This is a genomic window from Kitasatospora sp. NPDC001540, assembly GCF_042894345.1.
In the GTDB taxonomy this organism is placed as follows: Bacteria; Actinomycetota; Actinomycetes; order Streptomycetales; family Streptomycetaceae; genus Kitasatospora; species Kitasatospora phosalacinea_C.
On the sequence record NZ_JBIAVO010000004.1, the window covers coordinates 106,373 to 124,781 of the forward strand.

Genomic DNA, 18,409 nt, shown 5'->3' on the forward strand with positions numbered 1-18,409 from the left:
TGCCATCCCTCGCCGTCCCACCCTTTCCGGAGGACACCGTGCTGACCCGCATCGACCACATCGGCATCGCCTGCTTCGACCTGGACAAGACCGTCGAGTTCTACCGCGCCACCTACGGCTTCGAGGTGTTCCACAGCGAGGTCAACGAGGAGCAGGGCGTCCGCGAGGCCATGCTGAAGATCAACGACACCGGGGACGGCGGCGCCTCCTACCTGCAGCTGCTGGAGCCGACCCGGGAGGACTCGACGGTCGCCAAGTGGCTGGCCAAGAACGGCGAGGGCGTGCACCACATCGCCTTCGGCACCGCCGACGTGGACGGGGACGCGGCCGCGATCGCGGGCAAGGGCGTGCGGGTGCTGTACGACGAGCCGCGGCGCGGTTCGATGGGCTCGCGGATCACCTTCCTGCACCCCAAGGACTGCGGCGGCGTGCTGACCGAGCTGGTCACCGCCGCGGACCCGTCCGCGCACTGACCGGGGCCGGTCCTCAGCCGGTACGGGAGCCGACCGGTCGGTAACGAACTGGTCGGTAACTTCCGAAAAGCACCTCGCCCCCATTCCCCCGGGAGCGGCTCCCACTACAATGCCCAGGTGCGCTGGTACCACCGGTCCGCGCACCGCAGGGGAGTCCACGACGCGGGCACGGCCGGACGGTCGCCGTTCGGATCTGTCACCATTCTCCAGAGGCAACATGTCGCTCAGGAGTCCACCCGGACGGCGGAGCGATTGCAAGGACCAACCGATCCGCCCGCGAACCCGCGCGGCGGAACGGCCCGGTCGAGGACGCGACCAGGAGATGGATGGGACCGCGGAGTGCGGGGCTACGACCGCTACGAGGTTGAGGATCACCTCTCCAAGTTCGAGGCCGAGCTGGAGAAGGCCCGCAAGGAGCGGGACAAGACCATCGAGCACGCCGACGACCTCGCCTACCAGGTGGAGGTGCTCCGGGCCAAGCTGCACGAAGCCCGTCGGCAGCTCGCCCAGCCGCGCGCCTTCGACTCCGTCTCCGGCCAGGCCGAACAGCTCCTGCGCAACGCCGAGATGCAGGCCGAGGCGCTGCGCGCGGACGCCGAGCGCCAACTGCGCGAGTCCCAGGCCGCCACCCAGCGGATGATGGCCGAGGCCGCCGAGCGGACCGCCCAGCTGGAGGCCGAGTTCAACGCCCGGCGCCGACGGCTGGAGGAGGAGCTCGCCGAGTTCCGGGCCGCCGCCGAGCGCCACGTCAACGAGAACGTCAACTGGGCGGAGCAGACCCGCGCCGGCACCGAGCAGGAGGCCCAGCGCCTGCTCCAGGAGGCCCGCGCCGAGGCCGACCGGATGATGGCCGCCGTCCGCGCCGAGGCCGCCGCCCTCGCCGACCAGGCCCGCGCCCAGACCGCCGCCGACGTCGACGCCGCCCGCGGCGAGGCCCAGGCCCAGGCCGAGGCCGCCCTGCTGCGCGCCCAGACCGACGCCGAACGCCTGCTGCGCGCCGCCTCCGAGCAGGCCCAGCAGACCGGCGCCCAGGCCGAGGAGCAGCGCGCCGCCGCCCTCACCGCCGCCCAGCAGCAGCTCGCCGAGGCGCACGCCGCCGCCGAGCAGAAGCTGGCCGCCGCCGAGGCCGAGATCACCGCCCTCAAGCAGCAGGCCCTCGCCGACCAGGAGCGCGCCGAGGCCGCCCTGTCCGGCGCCCAGGCCGAGATAGAGCGGCTGCGCGCCGAGGCCCTGGCCGAGACCGAGCGGGCCCGCGCCGAGGCCGCCCGGATGCGCGAGGAGGCCACCGCCGCCGCCCAGCGCCTGCAGGCCGAGGCCACCAGCGAGGCCGAGCGCAAGGTCGCCGACGGCGCCGCCGCCAGCGAGCAGCGCTCCGCCACCGCCCGCGCCGAGATCGCCAAGATGGTGGCCGCCGCCACCCGCGAGGCCGAGCTGATCCGCTCCGCCGCCGCCACCGTGCAGGCCGAGGCGGACGCCGCCAAGGCCGCCGCCCGCGAGGAGAGCGAGCGCCTGCGCAGTGCCGCCGAGTCGGTCGCCCACGAGCTGCGCGCCGAGGCCGAGGCGGAGATCGCCGAGCGCCGGGCCGCCGCCGAGGCCGAGGCCGCCGCGCTGCGCGAGGCCGCCGCCGCCGAGGCCGAGCGGATCCGCACCGAGGCCGAGGAGACCGGCCGCGCCGAGGGCGCCAAGGACGCGGCGCTGCGGCTGGCCCGCGCCGCCAAGCAGGCCGAGGAGGTGCTCGCCCGGGCTGGCGCCGACGCCGAGAGCACCCGCGGCGAGGCCGCCGCCGAGGCCGAGCGGCTGGTCGAGCACGCCAAGTCCGAGGCCGGGACCCTGCTGGAGCAGGCCCGCGAGGCCGTCGAGCAGGCGCAGAACGCCGCCATGGAGGACGCCGCCTCGATCCGCGAGCAGTTGGAGCGGATGCAGGCCGAGGCCGCCCAGGCCCGCGAGCAGGCCGAGGAGCAGCGCGCCGCCGCCGAGGCCGAGGCCGAGCGGGTCCGGGCCGAGGCCCGCCGCCAGGCCGCGGTGCAGATCGAGGAGTCCGCGAAGCAGGCCGAGGAGCTGTTGACCAGCGCCAAGTCCGACGCGGACGCGCTGCGCTCCGGCGCGGGCGAGGAGGTCGAGCGGCTGCTGGGCGAGGCCCGCGAGCAGGCCGCCGCCGTCCAGGGCCGGGCCGAGCAGACCCTCGCCCGGGCCCGCGCCGAGGGCGAGAAGATCACCGGTGCCGCCGAGCAGGCCCGCACCGAGCTGCTCGCCGCCGCCGAGGCCGCCGCCCAGGAGGCCCGGGCCGCCGCCGAGCGGCACGGCGCCGAGCTGCGCGAGCAGGCCGCCGCCGAGGCCGACACCGTCCGCGCCGAGGCCGCGGCCGCCGCCGAGGCACTGCGTGCCGACACCGCCCAGTGGATCGAGCAGCACCGCGCCGAGGCCGAGGAGGCCGGGCGGGCCGTGCGCGCCGAGGCCGAGGAGGCCGCCCGCGCGGTCGCCGAACGGGCCGAGGCCGCCGCGCAGGCGCTGCGCGAGGAGGCCGCCGCCGCTCGCGAGGCCGCCCGCGCCGACCTGGAGCGCGACCAGGCGCGGACCGCCGAGCAACTGGCCGAGGCCGCCGCCATCCGGGCCGCCGCCGACGGCGAGGCCGCGCAGGTCCGCGAGGCCGCGGCCACCGACGCCGCGCAGACCCGCGAGGCCGCCGAGGCCGAGGCCGCGCAGTTGCGCGCCCAGGCCGAGCAGGCCCTCGCCGCCGCCCGCACCGACGCCGAGGCGCTGGGCACCGAGGCCGCCGCCGACCGGGCCGAGGCCGCCCGACTGCGCGAGCAGGCCGAGGCGTACGACCGCGAGCTGCGGGCCACCGCCGAGCGCGAGACCGCCGAACTGCGGGCCACCGCCGAGCGGGAGACCACCGAGCAGCGGGAGGCCGCCGAGGCTTACGACCGCGAACTGCGCGCCGCGGCCGAGCGCGAGAGCACCGAACTGCGCGCCACCGCCGAACGCGAGACCGCCGAACTGCGCGAGGCCGCCGAAGCGTACGACCGCGAACTGCGCGCCACCGCCGAGCGCGAGACCGCCGAGCTGCGCGAGGCCGCCGAGGCGTACGACCGCGAGCTGCGGGCCACCGCCGAACGCGAGACCGCCGAGCTGCGCGCCACCGCCGAACGCGAGACCGCCGAGCTGCGCGAGCGGGCCGAGCACGCCGCCGAGCAGTTGCGGGCGAACGGCGAGGCGCGGGCCGCCGAGCTGGTCGCGGCGGCCGAGCAGGAGGCCGCGGAGGTCCGCCAGTCGGTGGCGGGCATGCACGAGAAGGCGACCGGCCAGATCGCCGAACTGCGGGCCGCCGCCGAGCGGGAGACCGCGGAGCTGCGCGAGCAGGCCGAGGCGTACGACCGCGAGCTGCGGGCCACCGCCGAGCGCGAGACCGCCGAACTGCGGGCCGCCGTGGCCGAGTTCGCCCAGCAGCAGCGGGCCGAGGCGGAGGCCGGGGCGCAGCGGGTGCTGGCCGAGGCCGACGAGTTGGCGGCGGCGGCGCTGGCGGAGGCCGAGGAGCGGGCGGGTGCGCTGCGTTCGGAGGCCGAGGAGTACGCGCTGGCGACCCGGATGCTGGCGGAGGAGTTCGACGCGGACATCCGCGGCCGGGCCGAGGCCTTCGACCGGGAGACCCGGGAGGCCGCCGAGGCGTACGACAAGGCGACCCGCGAGCAGGCGAAGTCGGTGCTGGAGAAGGCGTTCGCGGACGCCGAGCAGCTCGGCGAGCAGGCCCAGGCGGAGGCGCTGGCGGTGGCCGCGGCGGCCGAGGAGCAGTCCGACGCGATGGTCGCGGCGGCCCGCCAGGAGGCGGAGCGGCTGCGGGCCGAGGCCGAGGCGCGGGGCAAGGCCGAGGTGGAGAAGGCCCGGGCGGACGCGGACGCGCTGCTCTCGGAGGCCCGTCGGGACTCCACGGCGATCCGCGAGCGGGCCGAGGAGCTGCGCGAGCGCACCGACGCCGAGATCGAGGCGCTGCACGAGCGGGCCCGCAAGGAGAACGCGCAGGCGATGAAGTCGGCCGGCGAACGGGTGGACGCGCTGGTGACGGCGGCCCAGGAGCAGTTGACCGAGGCCGAGGAGCAGGCGCAGGCGCAGGTCGCGGAGGCCGAGGAGCGGGCGGCGGAGCTGATCGCGGCGGCCGAGGCGCGGGCGTCCGAGCTGACCTCGGAGGCGTCCGCGGAGGCGGGCCGGGTGCGGATCTCGGCGGTGCGCAAGGCGGAGACGCTGCTCAAGGAGGCCGAGAACAAGCTCGCGGACTCCACCACCCGGGCCGAGGCGCTGATCATCAAGGCGGAGGCGAAGCTCAAGGCCGCCGAGATGGAGGCCGAGGAGCAGCTGGAGGCGGCGGCCGACGAGGCCGCGTCGCGTCTCAAGCGCGCCGACGAGGAGGCCGACAAGCGGGTCCGGCGGGCCGGTTCGGACGCCGAGGAGCAGCTGCGGCTGGCCGCCGAGGAGGCGGAGCGGCTGCTCTCCGAGGCCCGCTCGGAGGCCAAGCGCGTGACCGACGAGGGCCAGCGGGAGTTGGACGAACTGGTCCGTCGGCGCAAGGACATCAACACCGAGATCTCTCGGGTCCAGGACGTGCTGTCGGCGTTGGAGGCGTTCGAGGCGCCCGCGCCGTCGGCCCACGGCAACGGGGGAAGCAAGAAGGACGGAGGGCCCAAGGCAGGTGCCGGAGTGGGCTCTCCGCGGTCGGGAGGCAATCGTTCCGGGGGCGCGCCACCCGATTGAGCGGACATTGTCCGCGAACCAACGGTGTTTCGCCGTTGACACTCCGGTACCGTGTCAGGATTCCCTCAACCATCTCAGCGGTTTGACGACAGGAAGCCCAGAAATCCCATGAGCGACAGTCACTCCCCGCACGGCTTCGACCTGGTACGCCGTGGGTACGAGCGCGCCCAGGTCGACGAGCGGATCGCCAAGCTGGTGGCCGACCGGGACAGCGCCCTCTCCCGGATCAGCGCGCTGGAGAAGCGCATCGAGGAGCTCCACCTGGAGACCCAGACGGCGCAGGCCGCGGTCACCGAGTCGGAGCCCTCCTACGCCGGTCTCGGCGCCCGCGTCGAGAAGATCCTCCGCCTCGCCGAGGAGGAGGCCAAGGACCTGCGCGACGAGGCGCACCGCGCCGCCGAGCAGCACCGCGAGCTCGCCGAGGCCGCCGCGCAGCAGGTCCGCACCGAGGCCGAGAACTACGCCAAGGACCGCAAGGCCAAGGCCGAGGACGAGGGTCTGCGGATCGTCGACAAGGCCAAGTCGGACGCGGCCCAGCTGCGCGCCGAGGCCAACAAGGACGCGCAGAACAAGCGCGAGGAGGCGGACGCCCTCTTCGAGGAGACCCGCACCAAGGCCGCCCAGGCCGCCCTGGAGTTCGAGACCAACCTGGCCAAGCGCCGGGAGCAGTCCGAGCGCGACCTGGCGGCCCGTCAGGCCAAGGCCGAGAAGCGCCTGGCCGAGATCGAGCACCGCGCCGAGCAGCTCCGCCTGGAGGCGGAGAAGCTGCGCACCGACGCGGAGCGCCGTTCCCGCCAGACCATCGAGACGGCGCAGCGCCAGGCCGAGGACATCGTGGCCGACGCCAACGCCAAGGCCGACCGGGTCCGCAGCGAGTCGGAGCGCGAGCTGGCGGCGCTCACCAACCGCCGCGACTCGATCAACGCCCAGCTGACCAACGTCCGCGAGATGCTGGCCACGCTGACGGGTGCGGCGGTCGCCGCCGCCTCGCTGCCGAACGACGACTCGCTGGGCGTGCCCGCGCAGCAGTCGCGCTGACGGCCCGGCCGACCGCCGGTCGGCCTTGTCGGGACACCGCTGAAGTCCTGAAGTGCCCGCAGGGGCCCGGAGCTCGCGCTCCGGGCCCCTGCGGCGTTCCCGGACAGGGCCTACTTGACGCGCTTGAGCAGGGCCCGGACGGCGGCGTTGAAGGTCTCGGGGGCCTCCAGCGAGGAGAGGTGGCCGACGGCCGGGATGACGGTCAGTTCGGCGTCGGAGAGCGCCTCGGCCATCATCCGGGCCTCGCTGAGCGGGGTGACGGTGTCGAGTTCGCCGACGATGACCGCGGCGGGCACCTCCAGGGCGGCCAGTTCGTCCAGCGAGTCGGGGCGGGCGGCCATCGCGCGCTGCGCCCAGGCGACCGCCGCCGGGTCGGCTTCGGCGATCATCTGCCGTACGGCGTCGACGAGTTCGGGGTCGGTGCCGGGGGCGAGCAGGTTCTCCGCCATCCGCTCCTCCAGCAGCAGGTCGACGTTGCCGCGCTCCAGGACGGCGGCGGCGATGCGTTCCCGGTTGGCGCGGACGGCGTCGGTGTCGGTGGTGGCCTTGGTGTCGGCGAGGACGAGTCCGGCCAGCCGTTCGGGGTGGCGGCGGGCGAAGGCCATCGCGACGTAGCCGCCCATGGAGAGCCCGGCCAGGACGGCCCGCTCGACGCCGAGCGAGTCCAGCAGGTCGGCGAGGTCGTCGGCGGCGGTGTCCAGCGACGGGGGCGGGTCGCCGAGCGGGGCGCCGCCGAAGCCGCGCTGGTCCGGCGCGACGGCCCGGGCGTCGTCCCCGGCCGGGCCGGGTACTCGCTCCAGTTGGACCTCCCACATCCGCGCGGAGAGCGGGAAGGCGTGCAGCAGGACGAGCGGGGTGCCGGTGCCGTTCTCGCGGACGGTCGGCGCGCTGGGCGAGGTCATGGTTCCACCGTAGGGCCCGGGGGGCACGCCCCGGTCACAGGTTGTCCGATTCATCCGCTTTCTGCCCTAACCTGGCCGGAGACCAAGGAGCGGCAGATGATCGAGTTGCACCACCTGACGAAGCGTTACGGCGACAAGTTGGCCGTCGACGATCTGAGCTTCCGCATTCCGGAGGGCGTGGTCACCGGGTTCCTCGGCCCGAACGGGGCGGGCAAGTCCACCACCATGCGGATGATCCTCGACCTGGACCGCCCGACCAGCGGCGAGGTCACCATCGGCGGCAGGCGCTACGCCGAGATCCAGGACCCGCTGCGCCGGATCGGCGCCCTGCTGGAGGCCAAGGCCGTCCACCCCGGCCGCACCGCGTACGACCACCTGCTGTGGCTGGCGCAGTCCAACCGGGTGCCGCGCGCCCGGGTCGACGAGGTGCTCGACCTGGTCGGCCTGACCGCGGTGGCGGGGAAGCGCGCCCGCGGCTTCTCGCTCGGCATGGGCCAGCGCCTGGGCATCGCCTCCGCGCTGCTGGCCGACCCGCAGACCCTGATGTTCGACGAGCCGGTGAACGGCCTCGATCCCGAGGGCATCCTGTGGATCCGCAACCTGATGAAGCGCCTCGCCGCGGAGGGCCGCACCGTCTTCGTCTCCTCCCACCTGATGAGCGAGATGGCGCTGACCGCCGACCACCTGGTGGTGATCGGCCGCGGGCGGCTGCTGGCCGACCTGCCGATGGCCGAGTTCATCAGGCGCAACTCCCGCTCGGCCGTCCGGCTGCGCACCCCGCACCAGGAGCAGTTGCTGAACGCCCTGCACGGCGCGGGCCTGCGGGCCGAACCCGGCCCGGACGGCGCCTGGGAGGTGGTCGACGGCGACCCGGTCGTCCTCGGCGACCTGGCCGCCGCGCACGGCGTCACCCTGCACGAACTGAGCCCGCAGCAGGCCTCGTTGGAGGAGGCGTTCATGCAGATGACGGCCGATTCGGTGGAGTACCACATGGGGGCCGGCGCCCCCGAGCCGCCGCCCGTCTGGGGCGCGGGCTGGAACGACCGCAAGCCGGCGAAGGAGAGCTGAGGATGGCCGCGTTCCCCGCTGTCGCGCAGTCCGAGTGGACCAAGATCCGCAGCGTCCGCTCCACCGTCTGGTCGCTGGTCTCGGTCTTCCTGATCACCGTCGCCCTGGGCCTGGTGATCGGCCTGGTCGCCCGGAACAACCCCACGGACTTCACCGAGGGCGGCGGGCCGTTCGACGCCACCGCCATCTCGTTCATCGGCGTCGCCTTCGGCCGGCTCGCCATCGTGGTGTTCGGCGTGCTGGCCGTCGGCAACGAGTACAGCAGCGGCATGATCCGGGTCTCCCTGGCCGCCGTCCCGCAGCGCGGCACCCTGCTGGCGGCGAAGACCGCCGTGCTGGGCGCGCTGGCCCTGGCCGCCTCGCTGGTGACGGTGTTCGTCGCCTTCTTCGTCGGGCAGGCCGCGCTCGGCAGCGGGCTGTCGACCTCGCTGGGCGCGGAGAACGTGCTGCGGGCGGTGTTCGGCACCGCGCTCTACCTGACCCTGCTGTGCCTGCTCTCGGCCGGCGTCACGGTGATGGTACGGCACCAGATCCTGGCGCTGGCGATCCTGGTGCCGTTCATCCTGCTGATCTCGCCGATCCTGTCGATCGTCCCCGTGGTGAAGAACTGGATCAAGTACTTCCCGGACCAGACGGGCGGCGCCATCAGCCAGGTCTTCCCGACCGACGACCTGCCGTACGGCCCGTGGGCCGGCCTGCTGATCTGCGCGGCGTGGACGGCCGCGGCCCTGCTCGGGGGCTACCTCGTCCTGAGGAAGCGCGACGCCTGAGGCCCCGTCGGCCGTCAGTACTTCGGAGCGCCGCGGCCCCGCAGGACGTTGGAGCCGCGGCGCTCCCGCGCTCCCCAGCAGGCCCGGTGCCAGTGCCGCCGGTCGTCGACGCCGCCGTGCTCGGGCCAGGCCACCACGTGGCCGACGCCGGGCGGGATCTCCTGGTCGCAGCCGGGGCACCGGTAGTACCGCCCGGCCGTCCCGGCCACGGTCTGCACCACCCACTCCTCGCCCCGGTACTCCTCCACCCGGCGCAGCGAACTCCCCATCGGTGCGCCGCTGCCGCGGTCCTCGGGCTTCTCGATCCGGTTGCGGCGGGGTGACACGGGACTCCCTCTCCATCGGCGCGCTGTCCTCCCAGGGTACGGGCCGCCGGGCCGCCGCTCCCAGCCGGTGACCGGACAGCGGCCCGGCGCGTTGTACCGGGTGCGGGCACCGGGAGCCACCGGCCGCCCCACCGCCCCCTCGGGCCCCAATAGCACGGCGGGCCGGTCGGCTGCCGGGGTTTCGGCGGTAATCCACCCTTCCCCCGGGGAATTCGGGGATTCGGCGTGCCATTGGCACATGACATGGGTTACTCACGTGGTGACACGGCGGGGCCCGCGACCCTGCGCGGCACCGATGGAGGCACCCGATGACGAAGACCACCGCCCGCCCCGAAGCCCGCTCCGCCTCCCCGCGGCGGGTCCGCACCGGGGTGGTGCCCGCGGCGCAGCCCGCCGCCGAGCAGTCCCCGGGCACCGGCACGGACGCGATCCGGGTCGGCGCCTTCCTGCTGTCGGCGCAGTTCCCGGGCCAGGGCCACGGCGAGGCGCTGGAGCGGACGGTCTCGGCCGCGCTGGCCGCCGAGCGGGCGGGCCTGGACGCGGTCTGGCTGGCCGAGCACCACTTCGTCCCGTACGGGGTCTGCCCGGACGCGGCGACGCTGGCCGCGCTGCTGCTGGGCCGCACCCGGCGGATCGGGGTGGGGACGGCGGTGAGCGTGCTGAGCACCCGTCACCCGGTCGCGCTGGGCGAGCAGGCGGCGCTGCTGCACCTGACCTCGGGCGGCCGGTTCACGCTGGGGGTGGGGCGCGGCGGGCCGTGGATCGACCTGGCGGTGTTCGGCGGCGGCCTGGAGGCGTACGAGCGGGGCTTCCCGGAGCGCCTCGACCTGCTGCTGCGCTGGCTGCGCGGGGCCCGGGTGGGGGCGGCGGGGCCGCAGTTCGCCTTCCCGGAGGTCGCGGTGGTGCCGCGGGCGGCCGAACCGGCCCGGCGGGGGGAGCTGGCGAACTGGCTGGGCCTGGAGGCGCCGGTGATCCCGCGCCAGCGCCAGGACGAGGCGGCCCCGGCCCGCTCCGGCCCGCCGGTGGTGGTCGCCTGCACCTCGCCGGGCGGGGTGCGGACGGCCGCGGAGCGGGGCCTGCCGATGCTGCTGGGCATGCACTCGGGCGACGAGGACAAGCGGGAGATGCTGGCGGCGTACCGGGCGGCCTGGCGGGCGGCGGGGCGCGGCGAGGAGCAACTGGCCCGGGTGGAGCGGGAGCACGTCGCGGCGGGCGTGGCGCAGGTGGACGACCGGGCGGGGGCGGCCCGGGCCAGCCTGCTGCGGGCGATGCCGGACTTCTTCGCGCACGGCCTGGGCGCGCACCGCACCGTGGACGGCCGGGAGCGCACCATGCGCGACCCGCGGGCGTACACCGAGCTGCTGTGCGACCTGCACGCGGTCGGCACGCCCCGGCAGTGCGCGGACCGGCTGCTGGCGACCGCGGAGCGCACCGGCGTCCGGCGCTTCGCGCTGCTCGCGGAGGGCTCGGGCGACACCGCGGCGACGCTGCACAACCTGGCCCGGCTGGGCGCGGAGGTGCTGCCGCAACTGGCCTGAGCGCCGTACGGGCCCGCACGCGGCCGCGGGCCGCCCCGGGATGCTGGGACCCGGGGTGACCCGCGTTCGGCGCCCGCAGGGGTGCTGACGGCCCGTCAACGGCGGTGCTTCGACGGTGGTGCGTCAGCGGTGGTGCGCAGCGGTGGCGCGCCGACGGCGGCGCGGCGGGTGCGCGGAGGCTCCGTCAGCAGTCGCGCAGCTCCGGCGACTGGTTGAGCAGTTGGCCCCGGATCGAGGTGAAGCGGGCGAGCCGCGCCTCGGTGTCGGGGCCGGGGGCGAAGACCGCGACCCGGTGGCAGTTCTGGAACGCCAACTGCACGCCGAAGTGCCGCTGCAGTGCGCCCCGGATCGCGTCGCTGGCCAGTGCGCGGAGCAGTTGGCCGCGCTCCTTCTCGCTCGGCGGGGGCACGTCGTTGTCGGCGAAGTCGGTTCCGTCGACCTTGAGCTGGGCGACCAGCGAGCTGATCATGTCCCAGGCGTAGGGCAGCGAGGTGCGGACACAGTCGACGAACTCCCGCTCGTCGACCTCGCCTCGTTCGGCCTTCTCCAACAGGGCCGGTGAGACGTCGAGCGACATGGGTTCTCCTCTCGCGGTCCGCTCCGACGTGGTCGCCGGGGCGGTGGTGCCGGTGTGCTGGGGGTGCTGGTGGGTGCTGGGGGTGCTGCCGGGGCGCGGTGCGCCGGGGACGGCGGGACGGACGTGCGGTGAACCACGCGTGCCGTTCGAACGGTGCGGGTGTGACGCACCGGCGGACGCCGCGCGTCGGGGGTTCGGGCCGGGGGTCAGACCAGCCTGGCAGGACCCCCCTCACCCGGGTTGGTGAATCGACGGATTGCCGCCCGGAACGCCCCTTCCTGGACGAGATTGGCCGGAATCCGACGTGTCCCAACCCCCCGCAGCGAGCAGGCACCCCTCACCGCACGTGTCCGTGCGGTCACCATGCTTCGCCCCTCCCGCCCGGCCCACACCTGCCGTGCGCGCACTCGCTTCAAACGGCTCCCGGTTCCCGTCCGCCCGGACCGGCTGTCTCGGGATTGCGCCGCTTCGGCCCCACCGGAGCGGAGCGGGCCGTTCCGGCCCGCGGAATCGAACGCGGACCGGGGCACTCCCCGCGGGCCTTAGGCTTGTCCCCATGCGTCTTGTCATCGCCAAGTGCACCGTGGACTACGCGGGCCGCCTCGCTGCACATCTGCCCTCCGCCGTGCGCCTGGTGATCGTGAAGGCCGACGGGAGCGTCAGCATCCACGCCGACGACCGGGCCTACAAGCCGCTGAACTGGATGTCGCCGCCGTGCTCCCTCAAGGAGGCCGACGGCGTGTGGACGGTCACCAACAAGGCCGGCGAGAAGCTGATCATCACCCTGGAGGACGTCCACCACGACTCCTCGCACGAACTGGGCGTCGACCCCGGCCTGATCAAGGACGGCGTGGAGGCCCACCTGCAGGAGCTGCTGGCCCACCGGATGGAGGTGCTCGGCTCCGGCTGGCAGCTGATCCGCCGTGAGTACCCCACCCCGATCGGCCCGGTCGACATCCTGTGCCGCGACTCCGACGGCACCACCGTCGCCGTGGAGATCAAGCGCCGCGGCGAGATCGACGGCGTCGAGCAGCTCACCCGCTACCTCGAACTCCTCAACCGCGACCCGCTGCTGGCCCCGGTCAAGGGCGTCTTCGCCGCCCAGGAGATCAAGCCCCAGGCCCGCGTCCTGGCCACCGACCGCGGCATCGGCTGCGTCGTCCTCGACTACGACGAGCTGCGCGGCATCGACGACGACAAGCTCAAGCTCTTCTAGGACCCGCCCACCCGCCCGGCCCGGGGCGCCGTCGGTACGGGCTGCCACAATCCCGGCATGCCCGTTCGCAGCACCCCCGGGGCCCCGTGGTCCGGCCCGTACGAGACCCACCTGACGCTGGCCCCGGCCGAGGCCGACGCGCTGGCCGCCTGGGCGGCCGCGCACGGCCTGGAGTTCACCCACATCCTGCTGGCCCGCGGGCGGCACCCCTCGCAGCCGATGCTCTCCTGGCGCGCCGAGGGCACGCTGGCCGCGCAGCACCACCGGGCCGCCGCCGAGACCGCCCGGCTGCGCGGCGCCGGGTTCACCCCCGTCCGGGTCAAGATCGAGGCCGCGCCCTGGACGCCGGGCGTCCCGCGCACCGACGCCGAGGCCGAACTCGCCGACCCCGCCCGCTACTTCGAGCACCACGTGAAGGTCCGGACGGCCCCCGGCACCCCGCGCGAGGCCCTGGCCCGGGCCGCCCGCGGCCACGACGCCCACGTCTCCTGGAACGCCCGCCGCACCGACCCCGACGGCCACCGCCACTACTTCGTCACCCAGCGCTGCCACCGCGTCGGCCTCACCACCGCCGGCGCCCGCCTGAACCGCCTCACCACCGCCCTCGGCACCGCCGGCTTCCCGCCCCTGAAGGCCGAACGCGAGTACGTGGTCCACGACTCGGCGCTCGCCCTGGACGAGGGCTGGCTCCACGACGGGCCCCCGAACGAGGAGTTGCCGTGAACGAAGCCCCCGACGCCGCCGAGCTGGCCCGCCGCTTCCCCGAGGACCTGCCGCTGACGTTCCGCCCGCTCGCGGACGGGCGGGCCCGGCAGGCCGCGGTCTTCGACCCGTCGCTCAAGCAGTACCCCCGCGCGTACCGGGCCACCGACCCGCGCTTCGCCGACCCGGCCCTGGCCACCGCCTGGCCGGCCGCCCGCCGCACCGCGACGGACGCCGTGCTGTCCGCCGTCGCCGCCTCCCGCTGGGCCGACCACCTGGTGCTGCGCGGCTCGGTCGTGCTGCGCACCTGGTTCGGCGCGGCCGCCCGCGAGCCGGGCGACCTGGACTTCGTCCTCACCCCCGCCGACTGGCTGCCCGAGGACCCGCGCACCGACGAACTGTTCGCCGACCTGACCGACGCCGTCCCGACCACCGGGGCGGTGCGCTTCCTCCCGGCGGAGGCCGTCAGCGAGGAGATCTGGACGTACGACCGCGTTCCCGGCCGCCGCCTGCTGCTGCCCTGGGAGGCCGACGGACTGCCCGGCGGCGGCGTCCAGCTGGACTTCGTCTTCACCGAGCACCTGCCGGTGCCGCCCGAGCCGCTGGAGACCGCCCCGGGCGCGGTGCTGAACGTCGCCGGGCGGGAGCTCTCGCTCGCCTGGAAGCTGCTGTGGCTGGCCACCGACTCCTACCCGCAGCCCAAGGACCTGTACGACGCGGTGCTGCTCGCCGAGTCGACGGCGCTGCGGTACGGGGTGCTGCGCGAGGTGTTCACCTCCGGCGAGGCGTGGCTCGCCGAGGCCCCGCCCGGCCCGGACGCGGTGCCCGGCGCCGGGCCGGACACCGGCACCGCCGACTGGGCGCACTTCCGCACCGAGTACCCGGAACTGACCACCTCCGGCGAGGAGCTGACCCGCCGCCTGGCCGCCGCCCTCGCCCCGACCTTCGCCGAGGTCCCGGACGCCGAGCGCGCCGCCTGGTGGACCGAGGGCTGGCTGGCCCCGCTGCGGGCGGCCCACACCACCGGGGGCCTGGACGCCGCCGAGGCCTGGCTGCTCGCCCGCGGCGCCTCCCTCGGCCTCGCCCGCCGCCTCCTGCAGGCCGCCCTCGGCCCCGGCGCCCCCGACCCGCTGGACACCCTGCTCGCCCGCCCGGCCTGGGCGGGGTACGCACGCATCCTCGCCCGGGGGCACGTCAGCCTGGAGCAGCTCCTGCGGTGACGCCCCGTCAGGACGGGCTGCTGCTCGGCGTCGCGGTCGTCGGTGTGGTCGTCGGCATGCTCGGCGTCTCCGTCGGCGTGGTTGTGGGCGTCGAAGCTGTCGCCGTGGCCGTCGGCTTGGGCGGCGCCGTGTTAGGCGGTGCTGGCGTGGTGCCCGACTTCGTCGTGGTCGTGCTCGGGGACGGGGAGCCGCCGGGCTTGTGGCTGGCGGAGGGGCTGCTCGTGGCGGAGGGGCTCGTGCTGGGGCTGTCGCTCGCGCTCGGGCTGTCCGTCGCCGTGGGACCGGCGCTGGACGGGGCGGGGGTGGGCGAGGTGCTGCGCGGGGTGGGGCTGGGGTCGAGCGGGGGGAGGTCGTCGGCGGAGTTGCCGGTGCGGTCGCCGCCCGGGCGGCCGTCGTCGGTGGCGGCGACGCCGATCGCGGTGCCGAGGGCGCCGAGCGCCATCACCGCCGCACCGGCCAGCAGCACGGTCTTGCGGGCGCCGCGCGGGGCCCGCTTGCGCAGGCGGCCGGGGACGACCTGGGCGATGGCCCGGATGGAGCGGCGGCGGCGGGCGGGCGCGGTGTCGGAGCCCGCGGTCAGGGCCGCGGGCTCCTCGATCCGGATGAGGTCGAGCATCCGGCGGGCCCCGGCGACGCCGCGCTGCTCGCCCGCGGCGGCGCGCAGCGCGAGCGCGGCCTCCAGTTCGGCGACGGCCCGCCGGTTGTCGCCCGTGCAGAGCGCGTGCACGCCCAACTCGTGGTGGAACCAGCCCTGTTCGGCGTTGGCGCCGAGCATCCTGGCGGCTTCCAGGCCGAGTTGCAGGGCGCGCTCCCAGGCGCCCCAGCGCAGCGACAGCGCGAGCGCGGGGGCGGCGGCCCGGGCGAGGCGGAGCACCTCGGCGGGGCGGTCGGCGTTCCGTTCGGCGAGCAGCACGGCGAGGATGACCTCGGCCTCGGCGGCGACCTGCCGGGTGGAGACGGAGGCGTGCCCGACCCACCAGGCGAGGTGTTCGGCGGCGCCGTGCGCGATCCCGCCGGGGGCGAACGGGGCGGGCAGGCCGTTGCTGTCGTCCTCCAGCTCGGGCAGCAGGGCGTCGAGGACGCCCTCGGTGAGGCGGTGGTGGCCGCCGACGGAGACGGCGAGCCCGGCTTCGACGAGTTCCTGCAGGGCGCTCTCGCCGAGGCCGACGTCGAGCAGCGCGGGCAGGTGCGGGGCGGTCGGGCACTCCCCGCCGAGGGCGAGGGCGAGCCGCAGCACCAGCCGGGCGGACTCGCTCAGCCCCTGCACCAGGCGGCGGGCCGGCGCGGCGCTCTCCCCCACCGAGGGCAGCGGCACCTGCTGGCGCAGTTCCCGCTCCAACTCGGCCGGGTCCCTGGGCAGTTGGTACTCCTGGACGGTGCCGAACAGGCTCCGCCGGTCCTCCTGGGCGGCGACCAGGGCGTCCACCGTGACGTCGCGCTGGCGCAGCAGCGCGGCGGCCCGGACGAAGCGCAGCGGCAGGCCCTCGGACTCGAACCAGAGGTCGACCGCCCAGGCCCGTTCGACCTCGTCGAGCGGACGGCCCGCGAGCCGGGCCGCGAGGGTCAGCGAGGCGGGACGGGACAGGCCCGCGACCAGGTGGTCGCGCAGCCGGGAGCCGGGGGCGGGGGGCGGACTGCCGGGGACGGCGGCGATCAGGAAGGCGCACTCGGGGGCGAGGGTGAGCAGTTCCTCCAGCTCCTCGCCGTACGGTTCGACGTCGTCGATCACCACGACCGCGGCGACGCCCGCCAGCAGTTCGGCGAGCTGTTCCCGGTCCGGGCGGAAGTCGGGGGCCTGGTGGGTGGCGGCGAACAGGTCCTGCAGCAGGTCGGCGACGGTGCGGCGGTAGCCGCTCAGGCGCACCACGCCGTCGGGGGCGAGCTCCCCGGCCGCTTCGGCGACGGCGGCGAGCAGGGCGGAGCGGCCCGATCCGGCCTGTCCGACCAGTTGGACGGAGCGGCCGGCCCGGAGCTGCTCCAGCAGGGCCGCGACGTCGCCCTCCCGGTCCAGCAGTCGCAGGTCGCCCGGTCCGGCGCCGAGCGCGAGCGGGCCGACGGCCGGGCTGGGGCCCAGTTCCGGGCGGGCCTGCACCAGTCCGCGGATCCGGCGGGGCTGCGGCATCCACTCGTCCGGACAGTGCCGGGCCTCCGAGCCCTCCGGCCCGCCGACCACCACCAGTCGCTCGCCGCTGACCAGTTCCCCGCTCCGCGGGCGCACCCCGTCCCCCCGGAAATCGCCGCTCGGCTGACCCACGTCACTGCTCCCCGCCACTCGGACACCTGAGCGGAGACTTTCCCACACGGGCGCGCCCGGTCACCACACAGGGGTGGCTCCGGCGCCCAGCCGCTCCGCACACGAACCCCCGGCGCCCGGGCCGACCTGCGACGGCGCACCACCGAGGGGTGCGGGGAGCTGCGACTAGCCCAGCGCGGGGAGCGTCGTCCCGCAGGGGTCCTGCACCGCGCCCTCGACCGCGAGGATCCGGTGCAGCCTGGTCGCGACCAGCAGCCGCTGCAGTTGCACGGGCACGTCGCGGAGCACCAGGCGCCGCCCGGCCCGCCCGGCCCGGCGGTGGGTGCCCATGATCACGCCGAGGCCGGTGGCGTCCCAGAACTCCAGGCGTCCGAGGTCGAGGACGAGGTCGCCCTCGCCGCCGTCGACGGCGGCGTGCAGCAGCGCCCGGGCGTCGGCGGCGCTGCGCACGTCGAGCCGTCCTTCGACGGCCAGTGCGGTGTGGTCGCCGGTGATGCGCATGCTGTCCTCCTCCTCGGCCGTCTGCCGTACGTCCGCTGCCACGGTGCGCCCGCAGCTCGGGGAACGTCCGCGCCCTGTGGGGCCGTGTCCGCGCACCGGCCCCTTCCTGAATCTGACGGTGAACCAGTTCCGCAGGTTGCTGTCACCCGCCGGACTGCCCCTCAACTTCACCCGTCCGAGGGAATATACGCAGGAACACCTCATACCTACGCTCGATTACCGCCCAAATCACCCGTCTGCGGGGCGGACGGTGAGCAAACTCACCCGGCCGCCCGGAACGTCCCGCACCCGGGCGGCGCGGACCACCTGCGGGAGCGGCACCGCTCTCGCCGGACTCTAGTGGGAGCGCGGCCACCGTGGTGCGATCCGGCGGTGTGATCTGCGCCGGAGGGGGTGTGATCTGCACCCCGAGCGCCCGGGGCGGCGGCGCCTCAGCGGTTCTCGCCGGGCACCCACAGCACGTCGCCGCGCTCCTTGTTGGCCGTCCGCGCCAGGATGAACAGCAGGTCGGAGAGCCGGTTCAGGTACTTCGCGGTCAGCGGGTTGACGCTCTCCCCGTGCTCCTCGATCGCCGCCCAGGTCGCCCGCTCGGCCCGCCGCACCACCGTGCACGCCAGGTGCAGGTACGCCGCCCCGGGCGTCCCGCCGGGCAGGATGAAGCTGCGCAGCTTCTCCAGCCCCTCCAGGAACCGGTCGCAGTCGGCCTCCAGCCGGTCCACGTACGACTGCTCGACCCGCAGCGGCGGGTACTTCGGGTCCGGCACGATCGGGGTGGCCAGGTCCGCGCCGACGTCGAACAGGTCGTTCTGGATCCGGGTCAGCACCGCGGCCAGTTCCTCGTCCAACCCCCCGGCGGCCAGCGCCACGCCGAGCGCCGCGTTGGCCTCGTTGGTGTCCGCGTACGCGATCAGCCGGGGGTCGGTCTTCGTGGTCCGGCTCATGTCGCCGAGCGCGGTCGTGCCGTCGTCCCCGGTCCGGGTGTAGATGCGCGTCAGGTTCACCATGGCCGCAGCCTAGCGGGCCGGTTCACCACCGTTAACAGCGCCTCGCTACGCGACGTTCACGCATCCCCCAGCCTTCG

The 18,409-nt window shown here is 75.5% G+C and carries 15 protein-coding genes; 9 read left to right on the forward strand and 6 right to left on the reverse strand.

Annotated elements, in window-relative coordinates; translation table 11 throughout:
* The first annotated feature begins 38 nt into the window (after window positions 1-38).
* The 3 genes from mce (at window position 39) to ACFY00_RS07330 (ending at window position 6,254) form a co-directional block, all read left to right on the forward strand.
* Entirely contained in the window at window positions 39-473 is a 435-nt protein-coding gene (gene mce, locus ACFY00_RS07320; RefSeq protein WP_388028190.1) for a methylmalonyl-CoA epimerase, read from the forward strand.
* Window positions 474-812: 339 nt separating this feature from the next.
* Window positions 813-5,216, forward strand: coding sequence for a hypothetical protein (locus ACFY00_RS07325; RefSeq protein ID WP_388028193.1), 4,404 nt, complete (start codon window positions 813-815; stop codon window positions 5,214-5,216).
* A 108-nt stretch (window positions 5,217-5,324) separates the two neighbouring features.
* Window positions 5,325-6,254: a cellulose-binding protein gene (locus ACFY00_RS07330; RefSeq protein ID WP_388028194.1), complete on the forward strand. Its 930-nt coding sequence runs from the start codon at window positions 5,325-5,327 to the stop codon at window positions 6,252-6,254.
* A gap of 110 nt (window positions 6,255-6,364) precedes the next feature.
* On the opposite strand, the gene ACFY00_RS07335 is transcribed toward ACFY00_RS07330, so the two are convergent.
* On the reverse strand, window positions 6,365-7,156 hold the full coding sequence (locus ACFY00_RS07335) for an alpha/beta fold hydrolase (protein WP_388028196.1): 792 nt from the start codon (window positions 7,154-7,156) through the stop codon (window positions 6,365-6,367).
* Between the two features lie 96 nt (window positions 7,157-7,252).
* Between ACFY00_RS07335 and ACFY00_RS07340 the strand changes: the two genes are divergently transcribed.
* Window positions 7,253-8,224 (forward strand): ABC transporter ATP-binding protein, encoded by a 972-nt coding sequence (locus ACFY00_RS07340; protein ID WP_388028198.1) that lies wholly within the window; start codon window positions 7,253-7,255, stop codon window positions 8,222-8,224.
* A 2-nt stretch (window positions 8,225-8,226) separates the two neighbouring features.
* Window positions 8,227-8,994: an ABC transporter permease gene (locus ACFY00_RS07345; protein ID WP_388028200.1), complete on the forward strand. Its 768-nt coding sequence runs from the start codon at window positions 8,227-8,229 to the stop codon at window positions 8,992-8,994.
* Between the two features lie 14 nt (window positions 8,995-9,008).
* Here the strand turns inward: ACFY00_RS07345 and ACFY00_RS07350 are convergent, their stop codons facing one another.
* On the reverse strand, window positions 9,009-9,320 hold the full coding sequence (locus tag ACFY00_RS07350; protein WP_388028203.1) for an ATP/GTP-binding protein: 312 nt from the start codon (window positions 9,318-9,320) through the stop codon (window positions 9,009-9,011).
* 428 nt (window positions 9,321-9,748) lie between these two features.
* On the opposite strand from ACFY00_RS07350, the gene ACFY00_RS07355 reads away from it, so the two are divergent.
* The gene (locus ACFY00_RS07355; protein ID WP_388028601.1) at window positions 9,749-10,858 is read left to right on the forward strand and encodes an LLM class flavin-dependent oxidoreductase; all 1,110 of its coding nucleotides are present in this window, start codon (window positions 9,749-9,751) and stop codon (window positions 10,856-10,858) included.
* 184 nt (window positions 10,859-11,042) lie between these two features.
* On the opposite strand, the gene ACFY00_RS07360 is transcribed toward ACFY00_RS07355, so the two are convergent.
* Window positions 11,043-11,435 (reverse strand): SCO5389 family protein, encoded by a 393-nt coding sequence (locus ACFY00_RS07360; RefSeq protein WP_388028204.1) that lies wholly within the window; start codon window positions 11,433-11,435, stop codon window positions 11,043-11,045.
* 556 nt (window positions 11,436-11,991) lie between these two features.
* On the opposite strand from ACFY00_RS07360, the gene nucS reads away from it, so the two are divergent.
* Genes nucS through ACFY00_RS07375 form a run of 3 tightly spaced genes read left to right on the forward strand, consistent with a single transcriptional unit; the run spans window position 11,992 to window position 14,573 of the window.
* Window positions 11,992-12,651 (forward strand): endonuclease NucS, encoded by a 660-nt coding sequence (nucS, locus tag ACFY00_RS07365; protein ID WP_388028206.1) that lies wholly within the window; start codon window positions 11,992-11,994, stop codon window positions 12,649-12,651.
* Window positions 12,652-12,708: 57 nt separating this feature from the next.
* Window positions 12,709-13,374: a hypothetical protein gene (locus ACFY00_RS07370; RefSeq protein WP_388028207.1), complete on the forward strand. Its 666-nt coding sequence runs from the start codon at window positions 12,709-12,711 to the stop codon at window positions 13,372-13,374.
* Window positions 13,371-14,573, forward strand: coding sequence for a nucleotidyl transferase AbiEii/AbiGii toxin family protein (locus tag ACFY00_RS07375; RefSeq protein ID WP_388028209.1), 1,203 nt, complete (start codon window positions 13,371-13,373; stop codon window positions 14,571-14,573). The genes ACFY00_RS07370 and ACFY00_RS07375 overlap by 4 nt, the downstream gene beginning before the upstream one ends.
* 7 nt (window positions 14,574-14,580) lie before the next feature.
* Here ACFY00_RS07375 and ACFY00_RS07380 read toward each other — a convergent pair whose 3' ends face one another.
* The 3 genes from ACFY00_RS07380 to ACFY00_RS07390 all read right to left on the reverse strand — a co-directional run bounded on the left by ACFY00_RS07380 (window position 14,581) and on the right by ACFY00_RS07390 (window position 18,332).
* Window positions 14,581-16,827, reverse strand: coding sequence for an ATP-binding protein (locus ACFY00_RS07380; protein WP_388028211.1), 2,247 nt, complete (start codon window positions 16,825-16,827; stop codon window positions 14,581-14,583).
* 165 nt (window positions 16,828-16,992) lie between these two features.
* Window positions 16,993-17,328, reverse strand: a complete 336-nt coding sequence (locus ACFY00_RS07385) for an STAS domain-containing protein (protein WP_285735101.1) — start codon at window positions 17,326-17,328, stop codon at window positions 16,993-16,995.
* A gap of 431 nt (window positions 17,329-17,759) precedes the next feature.
* On the reverse strand, window positions 17,760-18,332 hold the full coding sequence (locus tag ACFY00_RS07390; RefSeq protein WP_388028214.1) for a cob(I)yrinic acid a,c-diamide adenosyltransferase: 573 nt from the start codon (window positions 18,330-18,332) through the stop codon (window positions 17,760-17,762).
* Window positions 18,333-18,409: the final 77 nt, after the last annotated feature.

Coding starts and splice junctions, on each gene's coding strand:
- ACFY00_RS07330 (WP_388028194.1), top strand. CDS start 5,325: ATGAGCGACAGTCACTCCCCGCACGGCTTCGACCTGGTACGCCGTGGG.
- ACFY00_RS07335 (WP_388028196.1), bottom strand. CDS start 7,156: ATGACCTCGCCCAGCGCGCCGACCGTCCGCGAGAACGGCACCGGCACC.
- ACFY00_RS07340 (WP_388028198.1), top strand. CDS start 7,253: ATGATCGAGTTGCACCACCTGACGAAGCGTTACGGCGACAAGTTGGCC.
- ACFY00_RS07345 (WP_388028200.1), top strand. CDS start 8,227: ATGGCCGCGTTCCCCGCTGTCGCGCAGTCCGAGTGGACCAAGATCCGC.
- ACFY00_RS07360 (WP_388028204.1), bottom strand. CDS start 11,435: ATGTCGCTCGACGTCTCACCGGCCCTGTTGGAGAAGGCCGAACGAGGC.
- nucS (WP_388028206.1), top strand. CDS start 11,992: ATGCGTCTTGTCATCGCCAAGTGCACCGTGGACTACGCGGGCCGCCTC.
- ACFY00_RS07370 (WP_388028207.1), top strand. CDS start 12,709: ATGCCCGTTCGCAGCACCCCCGGGGCCCCGTGGTCCGGCCCGTACGAG.
- ACFY00_RS07385 (WP_285735101.1), bottom strand. CDS start 17,328: ATGCGCATCACCGGCGACCACACCGCACTGGCCGTCGAAGGACGGCTC.
- ACFY00_RS07390 (WP_388028214.1), bottom strand. CDS start 18,332: ATGGTGAACCTGACGCGCATCTACACCCGGACCGGGGACGACGGCACG.